Genomic DNA, 16,017 nt, shown 5'->3' on the forward strand with positions numbered 1-16,017 from the left:
TCCTGCTACCCGGCAGTGCTGGATTCGAAGCTAGCGCAGATCGCGGCGGCCGAATGTGAGCTGGCTCACCTGTCGAAAAAATTCAGGCGGTTGAAGCGGTTACTTTGCCGTGAGGTCGATCGGTTGGCGCATCGGCTCCTGCTGGCCGGCCGGGCCTGGCGGATCGGGCTGGATCGATGCGGCATCGACATAGCGCAGGTCGATCGCGGAATAGACCACGCTGCGGTTGCGGCCGAGCCGCTTGGCCTCGTAGAGCGCAGTGTCAGCTTCCCCGACCAGCGCGGTTTCGTCGAGCGTAGCGGGGGTTCTCGCGGCAACGCCGGCGCTGATGGTGACATAGCCGCGGCTGGCGGCGACGTTGAGAATTCCCAGCGCCCGGACGGTCAGCCGGATCGATTCGGCGGCCTTCAACGCGGCGTCTTCCGAGGTGTTCGGCAGCACCACCGCGAATTCCTCGCCGCCGTAACGTGCCGACAGGCCCGAAATGTCCGAGGTCGCGTCGCCGATCACCCGGGCGACGGCCTGCAGGCAGCGGTCGCCGGCCTGGTGTCCGTAGCTGTCGTTGTAGCCCTTGAAATTATCGATATCGAACAACAGCACCGAAATCCGCTCGCAGGCCTCGTATTCCCGGCGCAGGAAGCTGTCGAAGGATCGCCGGTTGGTCAGTCCGGTCAGTCCGTCGGTCGCGGCGAGCTGGGTGAGGCGGCGGTTGAGCAGGTTGAGCTTATCCTCCATGCGCTTGCGTTCGGTGACGTCGCGCAGCACGCCGACGAATTCCGTCCGGGCGGCGTCATCGTTATCGGACGCCCGCTTGAAGTTGACTTCGACCCACGCCAGCGAGCCGTCGACGCGGGGGATCCTGAACGCGACGGTGCTGACGGCCCCGGGGTCGCCGAGCCGCGCGCTTGCCGCCTGGACAGCTGCCACGTCGTCGGGGTGAACGAGGTTGAAGCACGATGTGCCGATCAGATCCTGCGCGCGCAGTCCGAGCACGGGTTCGACCGAATGCGAGACGAAGCGAAGGATGCCGCGGGCATCGATCAGGATGATGATGTCGGCGATGTTGTTGGCGAGCAGGCGATAGCGGGACTCGCTGTCCCGAAGCCTGCGCTCGGTCCGGATGCGAAAGCGGAACTGCGACGACAACACCGCGGCGAGCAGGACGATGACGCACAACAGCACGCCGGCGACCAGCGCGTCGGTGCGCAATGTCGTCATCCAGCCGGCCAGCAGCCAGTCCTCGGACATCGCTACCGTGACGACCACGGGATATTTCGGCGTTTCCTCGTAGCCGAAATATTTCGCGATGCCGTCGAACGGCGAGACGATCTTGTAGGCGCCGACGGAGCTCAGCTTGAGGTGTTTTGTGAACAGGTCGGTTTTTGACAGATCGGCGGTCGCATCCGAGAGCGGCCAGCGGATCAGAACGGTGCCGTCGCTCCGGATCAGGGTGATGCCGCCGTCGGGCCCGAGCTGGAACATCCGGTAGAAGCCGTTGAAATAGTCGCTGTCAACAGCGGCGACGAGCACGCCGGCAAAGTTGCCGTCCTGATGCTCGATGCGTTTGGTAAGCAGGATCGTCGGCCGTCCGGTCAGGCGCGACTGAAACGACTCGCTGATGCGCAGCGCCTTGCCGGGCGTGTCGCGATGGAAGATGAAGTATTTGCGGTCGGCATTGTTGTGATGCGGCGTCTCTGGCAGCGATGAATATTGCCACTCGCCATCGACGTCGAGCACGCCGATCTCGCGCAGTTGCGGCAGCGTGGCGACCGCCTCCGCCAGATATTTGTTGAACCGTTCCGGCAACGGGTCCCGATATGCGAGCAGGCTGACCATGCCTGTTAACGTGATGTCGGCCGCCTGAATGGTGTGCGCGGCGTGCTCGGCCAGCGAGTGGGCGAGGTTCTGAATGTCGGTATTGCCGCGTGCCAGCGTCGACGTCTTGGCTTCGAGCGCCTTCCAGACCACGATGCCGACGATGCAAGCCGTCATGACCAACGCGAAAATGATGACGACGGCGCCCGGTGTAAACAGCCGCAACGGCCCGCCGGAACTGGACTGCCTTCGATCGCTCATTTCTCGCCTTGTCGGGCCGCAGCCGGCCACTGCCACCGGCGGGTAAATGCGAGCCGGAATCTAGCGGCCGATAGGTGCCGATGAGGTTAACAAACTGGTCGAAAACCAACCGGGGAGGGCCTTTGTCGTGGTTCCCCGGAGAGATCCGGATGCATCGAGACGACCATTTTTTCAGCCATCAGCCGTCATCGACCGCGCCGGACTGTCATCAGGCCGGGCGTCCTTGCTCGCGCTACTTCGGCAATTTCGCGATCGCCTGGCTGAGCTGGTGGATTTCATACGGCTTGCGGAGAATCGGAAAATCCCCGCGCACGTTTGCGGCGGCATCGCTGTAGCCGGTCGCCAGCAGGATCGGCAATCCGGGCCGATGGGCCTTCAGATGACGGGCGAGGGCGAGACCGTCCATCTTGCCGGGCATCACGATGTCGGAGAACACAAGGTCGATCCCGTCGCGTTCGATTTCGGTCAACGCAGCTTCGGCATCCGCCACCCGGCGGACGGTATAGCCGAGTTGCTCGAGCAGGCTGGCGCTGACAGTCGCGACATCCGGATTGTCGTCGACCAGCAGCACCGTGCCACTGCCGCCAGTTGCGGCAGCCCGAGTTTCTTCAGCCGGTAGTGTGACATCCTTGCGCGGCAGCAGGATCGTGATCTTGGTGCCCTTGCCGATTTCGCTGGCGACCCTGATCGTTCCGCCGGCCTGGTGCGCAAAGCCATGGACCTGCGAAAGCCCCAATCCGGTACCCTTGCCGACCGGCTTGGTCGTAAAGAAGGGGTCGAATATCCGGCTCATCAGATCGGGCGCGATGCCGACGCCGGTATCCTCGACCGAGATCGCGACGCAGTCGCCGGCATGGACAGCCTCGTTCAGCGTATCGTTCCGCACCGATACCGTAATGACGCCGCCGCTCGGCATCGCGTCACGCGCGTTGATGACGAGATTGACCAGCGCGGTTTCGAACTCCGTGACATCGACGATAATCGGCCACGCGCCGCGGTCGATGTCGAATTGCAGCGTCACCGCGCCGCCGACGCCGGTGCCGAGCACCTCGCGTATTGCATCGATCCGTTCGGCGACACTGATCGGCTCCGGATTGACGCTTTGACGCCGCGCAAACGTCAGCAACTGGCTGGTGAGGGCTGCGCCACGTTTGGCGGCCACTTCGATCGCCGCCAGCGCGCGCAGGCGCCTCGGATCGTTGTCGAGGCCCTTCCTCAGCGTGTGAAGACTGCCGCTGATGATCATGAGAAGATTATTGAAATCATGCGCTACGCCGCCGGTGAGCTGGCCCAGCGCGTCGAGCTTCTGCGATTCCGCCAGTTGCGCCTGCATGTGCTCGAATTTGAGCTGGGCCTCGCGCCGCTCGGTGATGTCGCGGGTGATCTTGGCGAAGCCGACAATCCTGTCGCCTTCCCGGATCGGATCGATGACGACGCTGGCCCAGAAGAACGTTCCGTTCTTGCGGACGCGCCAGCCTTCCTCCTCATAGCGGCCCTGTTCCTCGGCCGTGCGCAGGGCTCGGGCCGGCTTGCCGTTGGCGCGGTCGGCTTCTGTGTAGAAGCAGGAGAAGTGCCGGCCGATGATCTCCTCGGGCGAATAGCCCTTGATGCGCTGGCCGCCAATGTTCCAACTGGTGACGATGCCAGACGGGTCCAGCATGTACAACGCGTAGTCGACAACACCCTCGACCAGAAGCCGGAAACTACGTTCGCTCTCGAACAGATCCCGCTGTTGTTGCTTGTCTTTTCCGAACATCCGCGTCCTGCCTAATGGGCCCAAACGCACGACGGGTACATTCGTTCCATGGCGCCGGAATGTTTCCTCAAACGGACCGTTACACCGCGGCCGCGACGCTTCGAAACGTCGCCGCCAGTGTCCGCAGCGCCGCCCGTTTGGCGGGGTCGCTGACCCTGGAATGCAGCATCACTTTCGACGTGCCGAGGCCAGGCAGTTTCTCGGACGGTCCGATATCGATCAGGCCCACAGGCGCGATCCGGCGGGCGAGCGGGGCGACCGCCAGCCCCGCCAGGGCCGCGGCGGCGACGGCCGTGACGCCGCCGCCGACAAATGTCTCGTTCCAGCCGATACCGGCCTTGTCGAGCGCGCGGACCGCGATCGCGCGCACGCCGCAGGGCGGCGCCAGCGTCGCCAGCCGCAACGGCTCGCCCCGGCGCCAGGCGAAGCGTTTGGCGGCAAACCAGCCGAATTCATCCACCGTCAGTTTCTCGCCGCCGCGTCGGCTGCCTTCCTGCCGCACCACGATCGCATCGAGTTCGCCGCCATCGTAGGCATCGGCGATCTCGCGGGAAAAGCCGATCGTGACGTTGAGCGCCAGTTGCGATGACATCGCGTGCAGCCGCTCCAGCAGCGGCACCAGTTCCGGCCCGCCGGCGTGATCGCTGATCCCGAGCGACAGGGTCTGCCGCACCGGCAGCCCGCCGGACAGCGCGCGGTCATGCGCCTCCATCAGCGTCCGCGCGTGATGCAGGAATGCCGCGCCGTCGGCAGTCAGTCCCACCGACCGCGGCGAACGTTCGACCAGCCGCTCGCCGACCACGGCCTCCAGCCGCTGCAGCTTCAGGCTGACCGAGGCCTGCGTCGTGCCGAGGGCTTCGGCGGTGCGGGTAAAGCTCTGCAGTTCGGCGACCAGCAGGAAGGCCTGCACGGTATCGATGTCGAGGGTACTCATTTCATCATCAACAATCATTATCACTGTTATGAACATAGATAAGATACCAAAATGATGCGGGCAGGTCTAGTTACAGGTGGCGCGGTCGATACGCGCAAAGCGAACCCAAAGGAGAACGATCATGCCGCTCATCACCGTCACCTATTCGAGCTTTCGCAAGGCGCCGTCGCTGAAGGCTGAGATTGCGTCCGCCGTCAGCGGTCTGACCGCTGAAATCCTGCACAAGGATCCCCGGGTCACGGCTGTCATCGTCAAGTCGGTCGACGCCGCCGACTGGTTCGCCGGCGGCAGGTCGCTCGGGGAACAGAGCCTCGCCAGCTTCTGGCTCGACGTCCATGTCAGCGAAGGCACCAACACCAAGGACGAGAAGGCGGCCTATCTTGCCGCGGTCTTCAAGCGCATGGGCGAACTGCTCGGGCCGCTGCATGAAGAGAGCTACGCGCATGTCGACGAGGTCAGGGGCGATGCCTACGGCTTCGGCGGGCTGACGCAGGAGCGCCGCTACATCGCCGGCAAGCTCGAAGTCGCGCCGCAGCGGGCTGCGGCGTGACGCGCGCGCTGGACACGGCGAAGGGGCAACTTATAGTTGGACCATTCGCCGGGAGCCGTGTGCATGCCAATCGACTTGCAGATGATTGACACCGGCGCCGCGCGGCTTCGCGTGGCGGTCGCCGGCGAGGGGCCCTTGATCGTTCTGATCCATGGCTTTCCCGAGAGCTGGTACTCCTGGCGCCATCAGATTCCGGTGCTGGCGGAGGCCGGGTTCCGCGTGGCGGCGCCGGATGTGCGTGGCTATGGCGGCAGCGACAAGCCGCACGCGATCGAAGCCTACGCGATCAAGGAGCTGTGCGGCGACATCGCCGGCCTGATTGCCGCGCTTGGTGCACAGCAGGCCGTCGTTGTCGGCCATGACTGGGGCGCCCCGATCGCCTATGCGACCGCGCTACTTCATCCCGCGCGCGTTCGCGCGGTAGCCGGATTGAGCGCGCCTTATGCCGGCCGCGGGCCGGCGCCGAGCATCGAGTTGTTTCGCAAGATCTATCAGGACCGCTTCTTCTATCAGCTCTATTTTCAGGAACCCGGCGTTGCCGAAGCCGAACTGGAAACCTCGATCCGCGCCAGCCTGCGCAAGTTCTATTACGGGAGCAGCGGAGAAGCGCGAAAGGCAAACGACAGGGTCGCAAATCCGACAGGGCCGGGATTGCTGGATCGCCTGGTCGATCCCGCGCAGTTTCCATCCTGGCTGACCGATGCCGATCTCGATTATTACGCGAGTCAATTCCGTGACAGCGGATTTCGCGGCCCGCTCAATCGCTATCGCAACTCCGAGCGCGATTTTTCCGACATGGCCGGGTTCGACGGCCGGCAAATAACGCAACCGGCGGCATTTCTGGCCGGCAGCCTTGAACCGATCCTGGGCATGATCCCCGGCGTCGACATGGTCGAGCGGATGCGGGCCCAATGCGCCGACCTTCGCCAGGTCAAGATCATGGAAGGCGCCGGCCACTGGCTGCAACAGGAGCGGCCCGCCGAGGTCAACGCGGCGTTGCTCGAGTTTCTGGGCACGCTGCCGGGAGTCTAGCTCGCCACTTCCGGCAGGCGCATGGCAGTGGCGCCGAACACCTCGCCAAAAGCCTGCCGGAGCGCGACGTCGACATCTTCCATGGTCACGGGAAGGCCGAGATCGACCAGCGAGGTGACGCCGTAGCGCGGGTCGACGACGCCGCAGGGCACGATCGCCTGGAAATGCGACAGTTCCGGCTCGACATTGATGGCGATGCCGTGGAACGACACCCAGCGCCGCAGGCGCACGCCGATCGCTGCGATCTTGTCTTCGTGTCCGGCGCCCTTGTCGGGCCGCTTCACCCAGACGCCGACGCGATCCTCGCGGCGTTCGCCACGAACGTTGAAGGCATCGAGCGTACGGATGATCCATTCTTCCAGGCCTGCCACATAGGCGCGCACGTCCGGCCGCCGCCGCTTCAGGTCGAGCATCACATAGGCCACCCGCTGGCCGGGGCCGTGATAGGTGAGCTGGCCGCCGCGTCCGGTGGTGAACAGGGGGAATCGCGGATCGAGCAGGTCGTCCTGCCTGCCGCTGGTTCCGGAGGTGTAGAGCGGCGGATGCTCCAGCAGCCACACCAGTTCGGACGCCTTTTGATCGGCGACACCGGCCGCGCGCGCTTCCATGGCGGCGACGGCCTCGGGGTAGGGCACGGGGGCGGCCGCAATCCGCCATTCGACGTCCGCGCCGCCCTGGGGCCGCGCGAAGGTCGTCAAGTCAAGGCTTTGGCGGTCATTAACCATTGGCTAACCATAACGTGGTCAGTTGGGACCCAACAGATTTAGTTCTCAGTTTGGTGGTTCAGAAGTGGCGACCCTCGATAAAGTCAGCGTCGATCTCATGGTGGTGCTCGGTACCACCACAATGCCGGTCCACCAGGTCATGCGGCTCTCCCGAGGCGCCATCATCGAGCTGGATGCCACCGAGGCGGACGAGGTCAAGATCCTCGCCAACAACCTGCCGGTGGCTTCCGGCGTGGTGTTGGTGGATCGCAACCGGATCGCGGTCGAAGTCAAGCAAATGCTGCCGAAATTGCCGGGTGTTAGGTAGTTAATTCGGTCGCAAAACTGCCTTGTCCCCCCATCTCTGATTTGTTACATCGGCGCCGTTGATCCGGCAGGCCGCATCCATCCAGCCGGTATCCCAAGCGCTCGTGGCGGAATTGGTAGACGCGCTGCCTTGAGGTGGCAGTGAGTAAAATCGTGGGGGTTCGAGTCCCTCCGAGCGCACCACAGGCAATAAGACATTGATACGAAAGATATTTTCGCGGTTTCTCCGCATTGATACTCACAGCGAGCGCTAGTTTTTGTTCCGCGTAATCTTCCCAGTTTGATCTCGCGCGTCTTGGTGCAGTGCTCGCTCTTGCGGTCGTCGCATCTTTTTTCTTGAACCAACGCCGCGCAAAGGAAAACCACCATTTGCTCACGAGTGGGCACTGGCGTAGCCCCGCGCAGAAGTCGGCCGGTTCGTACTCTCATCCGTGGGCGCTACGCGGTATCCCGGACTGCGTGTCCATCAAAAAAATGCGGGCAGGGTGCGGTCCGCAGATTTCCTGTCAACGTCCTTGAGCAGGCCTACCGCCTCATGCCGATGATCTGCCAGGCGCTGGCGCCGCTCGCCTTCGCTGAGGCGTTTCGCTCGCCGCGACGTGAGGGCCGCGTCGACCGTGACCCAGACTTCGCACGCAGGTTTTCGGGATCAGCGCTCGCGCCGACAACGTCGCGTGCCATTTCCAGGCAGGTTAGCAGCTCGACATAGCTTGCGAAGCCGCCGATCTGCGTCGTCGCCATGCAGGACCGCTTGTCGGCACCGACAAACTGCACCCATTCCGTCTTGAGCTGTCCCAGTGCCGCCGTTTCGTCTTGCGAACACCACTCGACATTAGCGGCCGACCCGCCCTCATAGCGGCACTCTCTCACAATGTCGTACGTCGGTACCGTGTCGGAGACGTGGATTGGCGAAAGCGTTGCCAGGATTGCGATTGGTAGGTGAAGCAACATGTCAAACTCCCTTGGTTGGAGGTTAGGCAGAGAATGAAGCGATGCGTTCGATCTCAATGGCCCATGTGGGCAGGACCGCCGAGCTTGACCTTGCGCAGGCTTAGGGCGAGCGGCACGGCTGAAAGCGAGATCAACATCAGGACCCAGAACGCATCCATGTAAGCAAGGAATGACGCCTGCGCCTGCACCTGCGCGCCAATCCATTGAATGGCCTGGTCATGCGCCTGCATCAGCGAGCTCCCATGGGCCGTGAAGTAGTTCGTGATCTGTTGCAGTGTGTCCTGGTACGTTGTGCTTGACGGGATCACCTGCTCGACCAACCGGCTCTGGTGAAACTGCGCGCGATGCGTCAACACGTTGGAGACGATGGAGACGCCGATCGAACTTCCGGTGTTGCGGGCTGCGTTGATTAAGGCAGAGGCCTGGTCGGTCTTGGACGGCTCAATGCCGTCGTAGGATGCGGCCATGATCGGCACAAAGATCAGCGGCAGTCCAACGCCGAGCAGGATGCGCGAGCGGGCCATGAACCAGAAGTCGAGATCGGCGTACACGTTGGTCATGCCGTACATGGAAAGCGCGATGAGCACCGCGCCCGCGACGATGAGATATTTGGGCTGCACCTTGGCCGCCACACGGCCCACCACGAACATCATCGCCATGGTGACCACGCCGCCCGGCGAGAGCAGGAGACCGGCCAAGGTGGCGGTATAGCCGAAATCCTGTTGCACCAGTTGCGGCAGGAATTGTGTGGTCGCGAGCAGGATTGCGCCGGTCGTCAGCATCACCAGGAAGCAGGCGCCGAACTGGCGCGTCGCCACCATGCGCAGATCGATGATCGGATTGCCGCGGGTCAATCCCCACGGAATCATCAGCACGAACGCCAGACCCGAGATGACCGCGAACGTGACGATGAAAGGTGAACCAAACCAATCGTCCTCCAGACCGCGGTCCAGTACGACCTCCAGCGCGCCGAGGAACGTCGCAATCAGGATGAAGCCGAGGACGTCGAATCCGTTGCCTTGCTGCGAGTGGCTTTCCGCATGCGCGGTTCGGGGCTCACGCAGGACCAGCGAGATCAGCGCCATTGCGATCACGCCGACCGGCACGTTGATCAGAAAGCACCACTGCCAGGAGACATTGTCGGACAACCAGCCGCCAAGCGTCGGGCCCACTACCGGCGCTACGACAACGGCGACGCCGAACAGCGCAAAGGCCTGGCCGCGCTTTGCCGGTGGGAACAAATCCGCCAGGATCGACTGGGCGACCGGTACCATGCCGCCGCCACCAACGCCCTGCATAATACGGAACAGCAACAGCGCGTTCAGATTCGGGGCAAAGCCGCTCAGCAGCGAGCTTAAGGTGAACAATCCAAGACAGATCAGGAAGAAGGTCTTGCGGCCAAGCATTCGCGCCAGATAGCTGCTGGCCGTCAGGATGATGGCATTGGCGACCAGATAGGTGGTGACCACCCAGGAGGCTTCGTCCTCGCTCACCCCCATGCCGCCCGCAATGTAGGGCAACGCCACGTTGGCGATCGTGGTGTCGAGCACCTCCATAAAGCTCGCGAGCGCGACCAGCATGGCGATCAGCCAGGGATTGACGCCGGTGCCGCCTGCCGCGGCGGGAGCATCGGTTTCGATGACGGCAGTGCTCACAGGTCCCTCCTCAACTTCTCAATCAGCGACGAGGTGGATTCGACGCGCACCGTCGGGACGACCGACAGGCCTGGGCCCAGCGCGACATCGACTGGCGGATTGTCCATGATGATCTTCACGGGCACGCGCTGGACGATCTTGACGTAGTTGCCAGTGGCATTCTGAGCCGGGAGCAGCGAGAACGCGGTGCCGGACCCAGGCTGCACGCTCTCAACATGACCGTGGATTTTGCGGTCCGGATAGGCGTCGATCGCGAGCGTTGCCGGATCGCCGGGCCGCATGTGGTCGAGTTGAATCTCCTTGAAGTTTGCCGTGACCCAGATCTGATCCGGCACAAACATCGTCAGGCTCGTGCCTGGTTGGGCGAATTGACCGACCGCGGCGGTCAGATTAACGACGCGTCCCGGCTGCGCCGCCGTCACCGTCGTGTAGGACAGATTGAGTTCAGCCTGGTCACGCTGCGCTTCGGCTTGCCGCAGACTTGCAACAGCGCTGTTGCGCTGAGCCTTGAGCGCCTCGACCTGCCGCTGCGCCAGCTTCAGGGTCGCCTGCGCACTCGCGAGCGCGGCCTGCTGCTGGTGGAGCTGCGAGGTATATTGCTGTTCGTTCTGAACGGTGCCGTAGCCGGTTTGCCCGAGGTGCTCGTACCGCGCTGCCTGCTGCTCGGCAAACACCAGTGCGGCCTGCGCCTGATCCACCTGTGCCTGGTTGGCGCTGATCTGTGCCTGCTGCACATCGAGCTGCGCGTCGATGTTCTCAATGCTGGCGTGCGCGGCCGCGACTTGCGCCTCCGCTTGATCGAGTGCCGTGCGATAGTCACGGTCATCGATACGGGCGATCACGTCGCCAGCCTTGACATGTTGGTTGTCGGTGACGGGGACGGCGGTCAGGTAGCCGGACACTTTGGGGGCGAGCGAGGATTGCCGCGCGGCGATGAATGCATCATCGGTGGACTGAAAGTGTCTGGCGTAGTCCAGGTAAAGATAGCCGCCGCCCAACGCAGAGGCGAGGAGCATCGCACCGATGGCGGAGACAATAGGGCGGCGACGCAGGAAGCCGGCTCTGTGCCCTTTGCCGGTGGCCTGCGTCTGAGCTGGTTCCGCCTGAACGGGTGAGGCTGGCGCTTTGGCAACCGGGCTTTCGTGCGGGGAGGGAGCCCGCGCCGTGACGACGAGTTTTTCGGACGCAGCGCTGGGCTCGTGGGAGGCCGTGACAGATTGGGGGATTTCGACGCCCTCGAGCACCCGTCCGTCCCGTTCCAAAAAATTGTCTTCGAACATGATTGCCGCTCCTGCTGTCAGGCGAGGTCCGCGAAAGGCTATCGCCAAAAGAAACGAAACCGTTCCGTTTCTATAAGCCAAATAGTTCGCCCAGATCGGCTCGTCAATAGGAACGAAACGGTTTCGTTCTATTTACAAGCAGACGTGATCTGCATAAATTGAGCTGCGCCGCCGACCATCAGCGGTGCGGAACCCGGATCAATCGCGATGAAAACCAGCAGTTTGAAGAAGACACCGGCGGCGAAGGCAAAGCGCGCCGCGGTGCGCTTTGGTCGCCCGCCGAAGGAACTTGCCGGGGAGGTTGACACACGCATCCTCGATGCGGCGCGCAAGGTCTTTCTGGAGCGCGGCTTTGAAGGCGCGAGTATCGACGAGATCGCCGAGGTAGCGCGCTCGGGAAAGCCGACGATCTACGCCCGCTTCCGCGACAAGCGGGCGCTGTTCACCGAAGTGGTGACACGGGACATCCTTTCTCGCATTACAGAGTTCAAGAGTGAGGCGCCGACCGGCGCAACAATCGAGGAGCGCCTCACGAGTGCCGCGATCACCCTGGTGCACTGGGGTTTCGACAGCGACAGGATCGCACTGATGCGGCTGGCGGTTGCGGAAGCGCGCCGATTCCCCGATCTGGCAAGCACCGTCAGCCGGACCGCGCGTGATCTCAGCACTGAACTCGGGGTCCGGCTGCTGGGCGAACTGGCGCAATCGGACGAGCTTTCGTCGCTGCCGGCCTTCGCCCCGGAGCGCCTCGCGACGACGGCCCGGCTCTTGCTCGATCTCGTTGCCGTGCCCATGCTGCTTCGGGCGCTGTTCGAGGTAAACCTCAAGGTGCTGGATGCAGAGATCGACGCGCACGTGGCGCGCAGCGTTGCGTTCTTCCTTGCAGCGTGCAAAAACGGCGGCGTGAGTTGAATCTCGAAAAGTCATGCGAGCTCTAGCTCGGCACCTTTAAGCGGTACGCGACCGCTCCAGCGACTCGCCCCACGCCTCGATCTGCCAGCGGTGACGCGCGCTCATAGTTGGACTTGTCGCTGTAAGCCGTTGATGTCCAATGCTCGGATTCTGGCGCAGTTGGAAAAAATCGCTCGAGATATCAATCTGAGACCATGTCTCTTAATCAGCGGCCCTGTCCGAATCCGTTCACGCAATAACCTCGGGAATCTCCCGTTCAACACTTCAGATAAGTGCTACACCGTCCGCTCCTCGCTCAAAGCAAGGCGCTCCCCACAACGCCCGCGCGCGGGGAGGCAGCTCTTCGAGTGATCTCAAGACAACGACCGGCCGCGACACTAATCGCGCCGTGGGAACGGGGCGCTCCGTGGAAAAGGCGACTGGACGAGCCGCTCCTTGGGCGCTGCTTTTGAAAGGTACTTTGGGTTTGAAATGCACCTTATGGTTTGATAGATCTTTCTAACCTATTGATACCGCAACAAATGCGACCGCCCTCCGAGCGGACCAAGGGCGTAAATCATTGATGCGAAAAGTGTTTTCGCGATTTATACTCCAACATTGTTACTCACAGCGAGCGCTGGTTTTTGTTCCGCGCTATCTTCCCTGTTTGATCTCGCGCATCTTGGTGCAGTGCTTGCTCTTTCGGTCGTCGCATCTTTATTTGAACCAACGCCCCGCGAAACCACCATCTCCACGCGAGAGTGTAGTGGCGTAGCCCAGCGTAGAAATCGGCGGGCCTCCTGCTTCATGATGGTGTCCCTAAAGCTTCTTGTCGAACCGGAAGAGCAGCAAATATCCGGCCGGCACAAAGAACAGTGTCAACAGCGAAGCGATGGCAAGCCCGGACATCATGAGCACGGCCATGGGCTGCCATAATGCGCCGCCGGCGATCGCCATCGGCGCCAGTCCGAGAACGGTCGTTGCCGATGTCAGCAGGATCGGTCGCAATCGCTTTTCAGAGGCGACAACAATCGCGTCGCGCAGGTCAAGCTCCCTTCGCTCGATGTCGATCTGATCGATCAGCACGATGGCGTTGTTGATGATGATTCCCGACAGGCTGATGATGCCGAGCGTTCCAAAGAACGAAAGCGGCTGTCCGGTCAGCAGCAGGCCGAATGGGATGCCGATCACGATCAGCGGAATGGTGATGAATGTCAGCAGTGTGCGCCGAAAGGAGTTGAATTGCAGAATGATCGCCAGCACCATGATGCCAAGGGCGACAGGAAATCCTGCGGCAAGCTTCTGGTTGGTCTCCGCACTCTTCTCGATCTCGCCCCCGATCGTGTAGTGATAGCCGCCGGCCAGGTCGAGCGCCTGCAGGCCGGGGCGAATGGACTCCAGGAGCTGCCCGGCCGTCAGCGAAGCGCTCCGGGCGGTGACGGTGATCGTTCGTTCCTGGTTTTTCCGCCTGATGCGAGCAAAATCGAACCGCGGCCTTAGCCTGGCCACCTGTGCGAGTGAGATCAATCCGCCGTTCTTCGCGAAGGTCGCGCTGGTGAGCGCTTCCAGATTCTCGAAGGTGTATGCTCCCGCGCGGAGCACGATGGGAATGAGATTGTCGCCTTCGCGGTAGATCGACACGGCGGCGCCGCTGAAATAGGTATTTAGGAGCTGCGTAATCTCTTCGGATGTTATTCCAAGCTGCCGCGCGCGATCCTGATCGATCTCGACAACCACCTTGATGAGCTTGTTGCCCCAATCGTCTTCGTTGTCGTGAACGTCCGGCGCCGCCCGAAACAGCGCTTGTACGCTTTCGCTGAGCGCCAGCAGCCGGTCGGCGTCGGGGCCGGAGATTTCTACGTCGACGATGCCGGATTCCACCGCGCCCATCGCCAGGCGCTTGATCTTGAACCTCGCTTCCGGGTGATTCGCGTAAAGATATTTCCAGGCGCGATCCGCAGCCCGCACTGCACCGGTGTAGTCGTTGGTGTTGATCAGGAAGAAGGCCGACGCGGGATCGGACGCCACGGGAGTCAGCGTCAGATAGAATCTCGGGCCGCCATCCCCGATGTAGCCGATGTTGCTCGCGATCTCGGGGTTTTGGGTCTTGTCGCCGAGCCATCCGGAGATTTCGAGCGCTTTGGTCTCGGTGCGGGAGACGTCGGTTCCATCAGGCATGTTCATGTAAATGAGGAACTGGTTGCGCTCGCTCAGCGGGAACATCTGTTTTGGCACGCGGCCGAACAGCGAGAGCGACAGCACGACCAGGACGATGCAGGCGGCCAGCACGATCGGCGAAAAGCGGAGCGCGGCCCGCAAGGCGATCGCGTAGAACCCTTGCAACCGTGAAGGAGAGGCAGCCTGGTTTTCCGCAACCTGGCCGCGGTCGAACAACCAGACCGTCAACGCCGGAAGGATGTAGACGGCCGAGATCCACGAGCCGGTCAGCGTCAAGGCGACGACCGCGGCGAGCGAGTAGCCATATTCGCCCGACGATCCCGGAAGCAGAAACAGCGGCAGAAAAGCCGCAACCGTCGTGACCGACGATATCAGCAGGGGAAGCGCGTATTGCTCGCCGGAGGCGAGACCCGCAGCCTGGGCCGGCACGCCGCGGCCCATCCGGCTGACAATATCCTCGACGATCACCACGCCGTTGTCGACCAGGAGACCCAGGGCTATGATGATGGCAGCAATCGATACCTGCTCGAGCGCAATGCCGAGCCAACGCATGCCGATGAGCGAAAACATCACGGCGAAGGGAACAATCATCGCCGCGACCAATCCCGCGCGCAGGCCCAGAAACAGCACGACCAGAGCGGCCACGACGACAAAGGTCTGCGCCACGTTTGACAGCGCAGAGTTGACGGAGGCACGGACCTGTTCCGCCTGGTAAGTCGCGAAATGGATCGCATATCCGATCGGGAGCTGCTGCTCATAGGCGCGTGCCGTCGCGCGCAGCTTTTGCCCGAGCTGAGTTACATCCTGATCGGGCTGCATGATCACGCTGAGCACGACTGCGGATCGCCTGTCGAAGTAAACCGGCTTGATTTTGGGGGAGACGTAACCGCGGTGAACGGTGACGAGATCGGCAAGTCTTACCAGGTTGTCCGTCGCACCCACGCGGGTCAGCATGGTTTCGACGGCACGCACATCCGGAAAGTCACCTGATGTTTCCAGCAGCAGGCGCGTGCCCTCGACATTGATGGATCCCGACGGCAGCACGACGTTCTGCGCCTGAAGGTCCTTGACCAGGGCGTTGAGCTGGACGCCGACGGCCGCGAGTTTTCGCGTGTCCAGTTCCAGCCAAACCCGTTCGTCCTGAACCCCGAAGAGATCAATCTTGGAGATTCCCGTCAGCTGGTAGAGTTTCTTGCGGAAATCGTCCGCGACATCCTTCAGTTCGCGCGGTGAAAAACCTTCGCCGGTTATCGCGATCGTTGCAATGGCGACATCGCCGAAGTCGCTGTTGACGAACGGGCCGACGACGCCGTCGGGCAGTTCGATCTTGACGTCGCCAACCTTGTCGCGCAGCCGTTGCCAGGTCGCGTTGACATTGCCGACCTCATCGTTGAGGTCGACGTAGATCGTCAGCGATCCTTCGCTCGCAAGCGTCCTGATATCCTTGACTTCGGCAAGCTCGCGGATTTTCCGTTCGATCGGAACTGCAATCAGGTTTTCGACGCGCTCGGGCGCCATTCCCGGGAACAGCGCCGATACCACCGCCGTGCGAATGACGATGATCGGGTCCTCGCGCTTGGGAAAATTCGGATAGAGGACCACGCCGGCAACAAGCAGCCCAATCATGGCCGCAATGGTGAATCGCGATCGCACGAGACCAAATCGCGTGAGGAGATTCACGAT

General features: G+C 62.4%; 12 protein-coding genes and 1 tRNA gene. 5 read left to right on the forward strand and 8 right to left on the reverse strand.

Annotated features, from left to right (window positions below):
• Window positions 1-99: 99 nt before the first annotated feature.
• From BLR13_RS33790 to BLR13_RS33800, 3 genes are all read right to left on the reverse strand, one after another.
• A complete protein-coding gene (locus tag BLR13_RS33790; RefSeq protein ID WP_074814445.1) occupies window positions 100-2,076 on the reverse strand; it encodes a diguanylate cyclase in 1,977 nt (658 codons plus the stop codon).
• 232 nt (window positions 2,077-2,308) lie between these two features.
• A complete protein-coding gene (locus BLR13_RS33795; RefSeq protein WP_074814442.1) occupies window positions 2,309-3,832 on the reverse strand; it encodes a PAS domain-containing sensor histidine kinase in 1,524 nt (507 codons plus the stop codon).
• Between the two features lie 79 nt (window positions 3,833-3,911).
• The gene (locus BLR13_RS33800) at window positions 3,912-4,766 is read right to left on the reverse strand and encodes a LysR family transcriptional regulator (RefSeq protein WP_074814437.1); all 855 of its coding nucleotides are present in this window, start codon (window positions 4,764-4,766) and stop codon (window positions 3,912-3,914) included.
• Between the two features lie 121 nt (window positions 4,767-4,887).
• Between BLR13_RS33800 and BLR13_RS33805 the strand changes: the two genes are divergently transcribed.
• Window positions 4,888-5,316, forward strand: a complete 429-nt coding sequence (locus BLR13_RS33805; protein ID WP_074814436.1) for a tautomerase family protein — start codon at window positions 4,888-4,890, stop codon at window positions 5,314-5,316.
• 63 nt (window positions 5,317-5,379) lie between these two features.
• Complete coding sequence (locus BLR13_RS33810) at window positions 5,380-6,348, forward strand: alpha/beta fold hydrolase (RefSeq protein WP_074814433.1); 969 nt, start codon at window positions 5,380-5,382, stop codon at window positions 6,346-6,348.
• Here BLR13_RS33810 and lipB read toward each other — a convergent pair.
• Window positions 6,345-7,073 carry a lipoyl(octanoyl) transferase LipB gene (gene lipB, locus BLR13_RS33815; RefSeq protein WP_074814430.1) on the reverse strand — a complete coding sequence of 243 codons (729 nt, stop codon included), beginning with the start codon at window positions 7,071-7,073 and terminating at the stop codon, window positions 6,345-6,347. The two genes, BLR13_RS33810 and lipB, sit on opposite strands and share 4 nt — an antisense overlap.
• 64 nt (window positions 7,074-7,137) lie before the next feature.
• On the opposite strand from lipB, the gene BLR13_RS33820 reads away from it, so the two are divergent.
• Window positions 7,138-7,380: a FliM/FliN family flagellar motor switch protein gene (locus tag BLR13_RS33820; RefSeq protein WP_074814426.1), complete on the forward strand. Its 243-nt coding sequence runs from the start codon at window positions 7,138-7,140 to the stop codon at window positions 7,378-7,380.
• Window positions 7,381-7,477: 97 nt separating this feature from the next.
• Window positions 7,478-7,562: transfer RNA gene (locus BLR13_RS33825), tRNA-Leu, on the forward strand.
• A gap of 342 nt (window positions 7,563-7,904) precedes the next feature.
• On the opposite strand, the gene BLR13_RS33830 is transcribed toward BLR13_RS33825, so the two are convergent.
• From BLR13_RS33830 to BLR13_RS33840, 3 genes are all read right to left on the reverse strand, one after another.
• Complete coding sequence (locus BLR13_RS33830) at window positions 7,905-8,330, reverse strand: hypothetical protein (protein ID WP_074814423.1); 426 nt, start codon at window positions 8,328-8,330, stop codon at window positions 7,905-7,907.
• 53 nt (window positions 8,331-8,383) lie between these two features.
• On the reverse strand, window positions 8,384-9,910 hold the full coding sequence (locus BLR13_RS33835) for a DHA2 family efflux MFS transporter permease subunit (protein ID WP_074830738.1): 1,527 nt from the start codon (window positions 9,908-9,910) through the stop codon (window positions 8,384-8,386).
• A 71-nt stretch (window positions 9,911-9,981) separates the two neighbouring features.
• Entirely contained in the window at window positions 9,982-11,265 is a 1,284-nt protein-coding gene (locus tag BLR13_RS33840; RefSeq protein WP_079587389.1) for an HlyD family secretion protein, read from the reverse strand.
• A gap of 207 nt (window positions 11,266-11,472) precedes the next feature.
• Between BLR13_RS33840 and BLR13_RS33845 the strand changes: the two genes are divergently transcribed.
• Entirely contained in the window at window positions 11,473-12,177 is a 705-nt protein-coding gene (locus tag BLR13_RS33845; RefSeq protein ID WP_074814419.1) for a TetR/AcrR family transcriptional regulator, read from the forward strand.
• 798 nt (window positions 12,178-12,975) lie between these two features.
• Here BLR13_RS33845 and BLR13_RS33850 read toward each other — a convergent pair.
• Window positions 12,976-16,014, reverse strand: coding sequence for an efflux RND transporter permease subunit (locus BLR13_RS33850; protein WP_074814417.1), 3,039 nt, complete (start codon window positions 16,012-16,014; stop codon window positions 12,976-12,978).
• Window positions 16,015-16,017 lie beyond the last annotated feature (3 nt).

Source organism: Bradyrhizobium ottawaense (assembly GCF_900099825.1).
GTDB lineage: Bacteria > Pseudomonadota > Alphaproteobacteria > Rhizobiales > Xanthobacteraceae > Bradyrhizobium > Bradyrhizobium ottawaense_A.

Excerpts from the sequence above, each read along its gene's own strand:
- BLR13_RS33790 (WP_074814445.1), bottom strand. The coding sequence starts at position 2,076 with ATGAGCGATCGAAGGCAGTCCAGTTCCGGCGGGCCGTTGCGGCTGTTT.
- BLR13_RS33795 (WP_074814442.1), bottom strand. The coding sequence starts at position 3,832 with ATGTTCGGAAAAGACAAGCAACAACAGCGGGATCTGTTCGAGAGCGAA.
- BLR13_RS33800 (WP_074814437.1), bottom strand. The coding sequence starts at position 4,766 with ATGAGTACCCTCGACATCGATACCGTGCAGGCCTTCCTGCTGGTCGCC.
- BLR13_RS33805 (WP_074814436.1), top strand. The coding sequence starts at position 4,888 with ATGCCGCTCATCACCGTCACCTATTCGAGCTTTCGCAAGGCGCCGTCG.
- BLR13_RS33810 (WP_074814433.1), top strand. The coding sequence starts at position 5,380 with ATGCCAATCGACTTGCAGATGATTGACACCGGCGCCGCGCGGCTTCGC.
- lipB (WP_074814430.1), bottom strand. The coding sequence starts at position 7,073 with ATGGTTAATGACCGCCAAAGCCTTGACTTGACGACCTTCGCGCGGCCC.
- BLR13_RS33830 (WP_074814423.1), bottom strand. The coding sequence starts at position 8,330 with ATGTTGCTTCACCTACCAATCGCAATCCTGGCAACGCTTTCGCCAATC.
- BLR13_RS33835 (WP_074830738.1), bottom strand. The coding sequence starts at position 9,910 with ATGCTGGTCGCGCTCGCGAGCTTTATGGAGGTGCTCGACACCACGATC.
- BLR13_RS33840 (WP_079587389.1), bottom strand. The coding sequence starts at position 11,265 with ATGTTCGAAGACAATTTTTTGGAACGGGACGGACGGGTGCTCGAGGGC.
- BLR13_RS33845 (WP_074814419.1), top strand. The coding sequence starts at position 11,473 with ATGAAAACCAGCAGTTTGAAGAAGACACCGGCGGCGAAGGCAAAGCGC.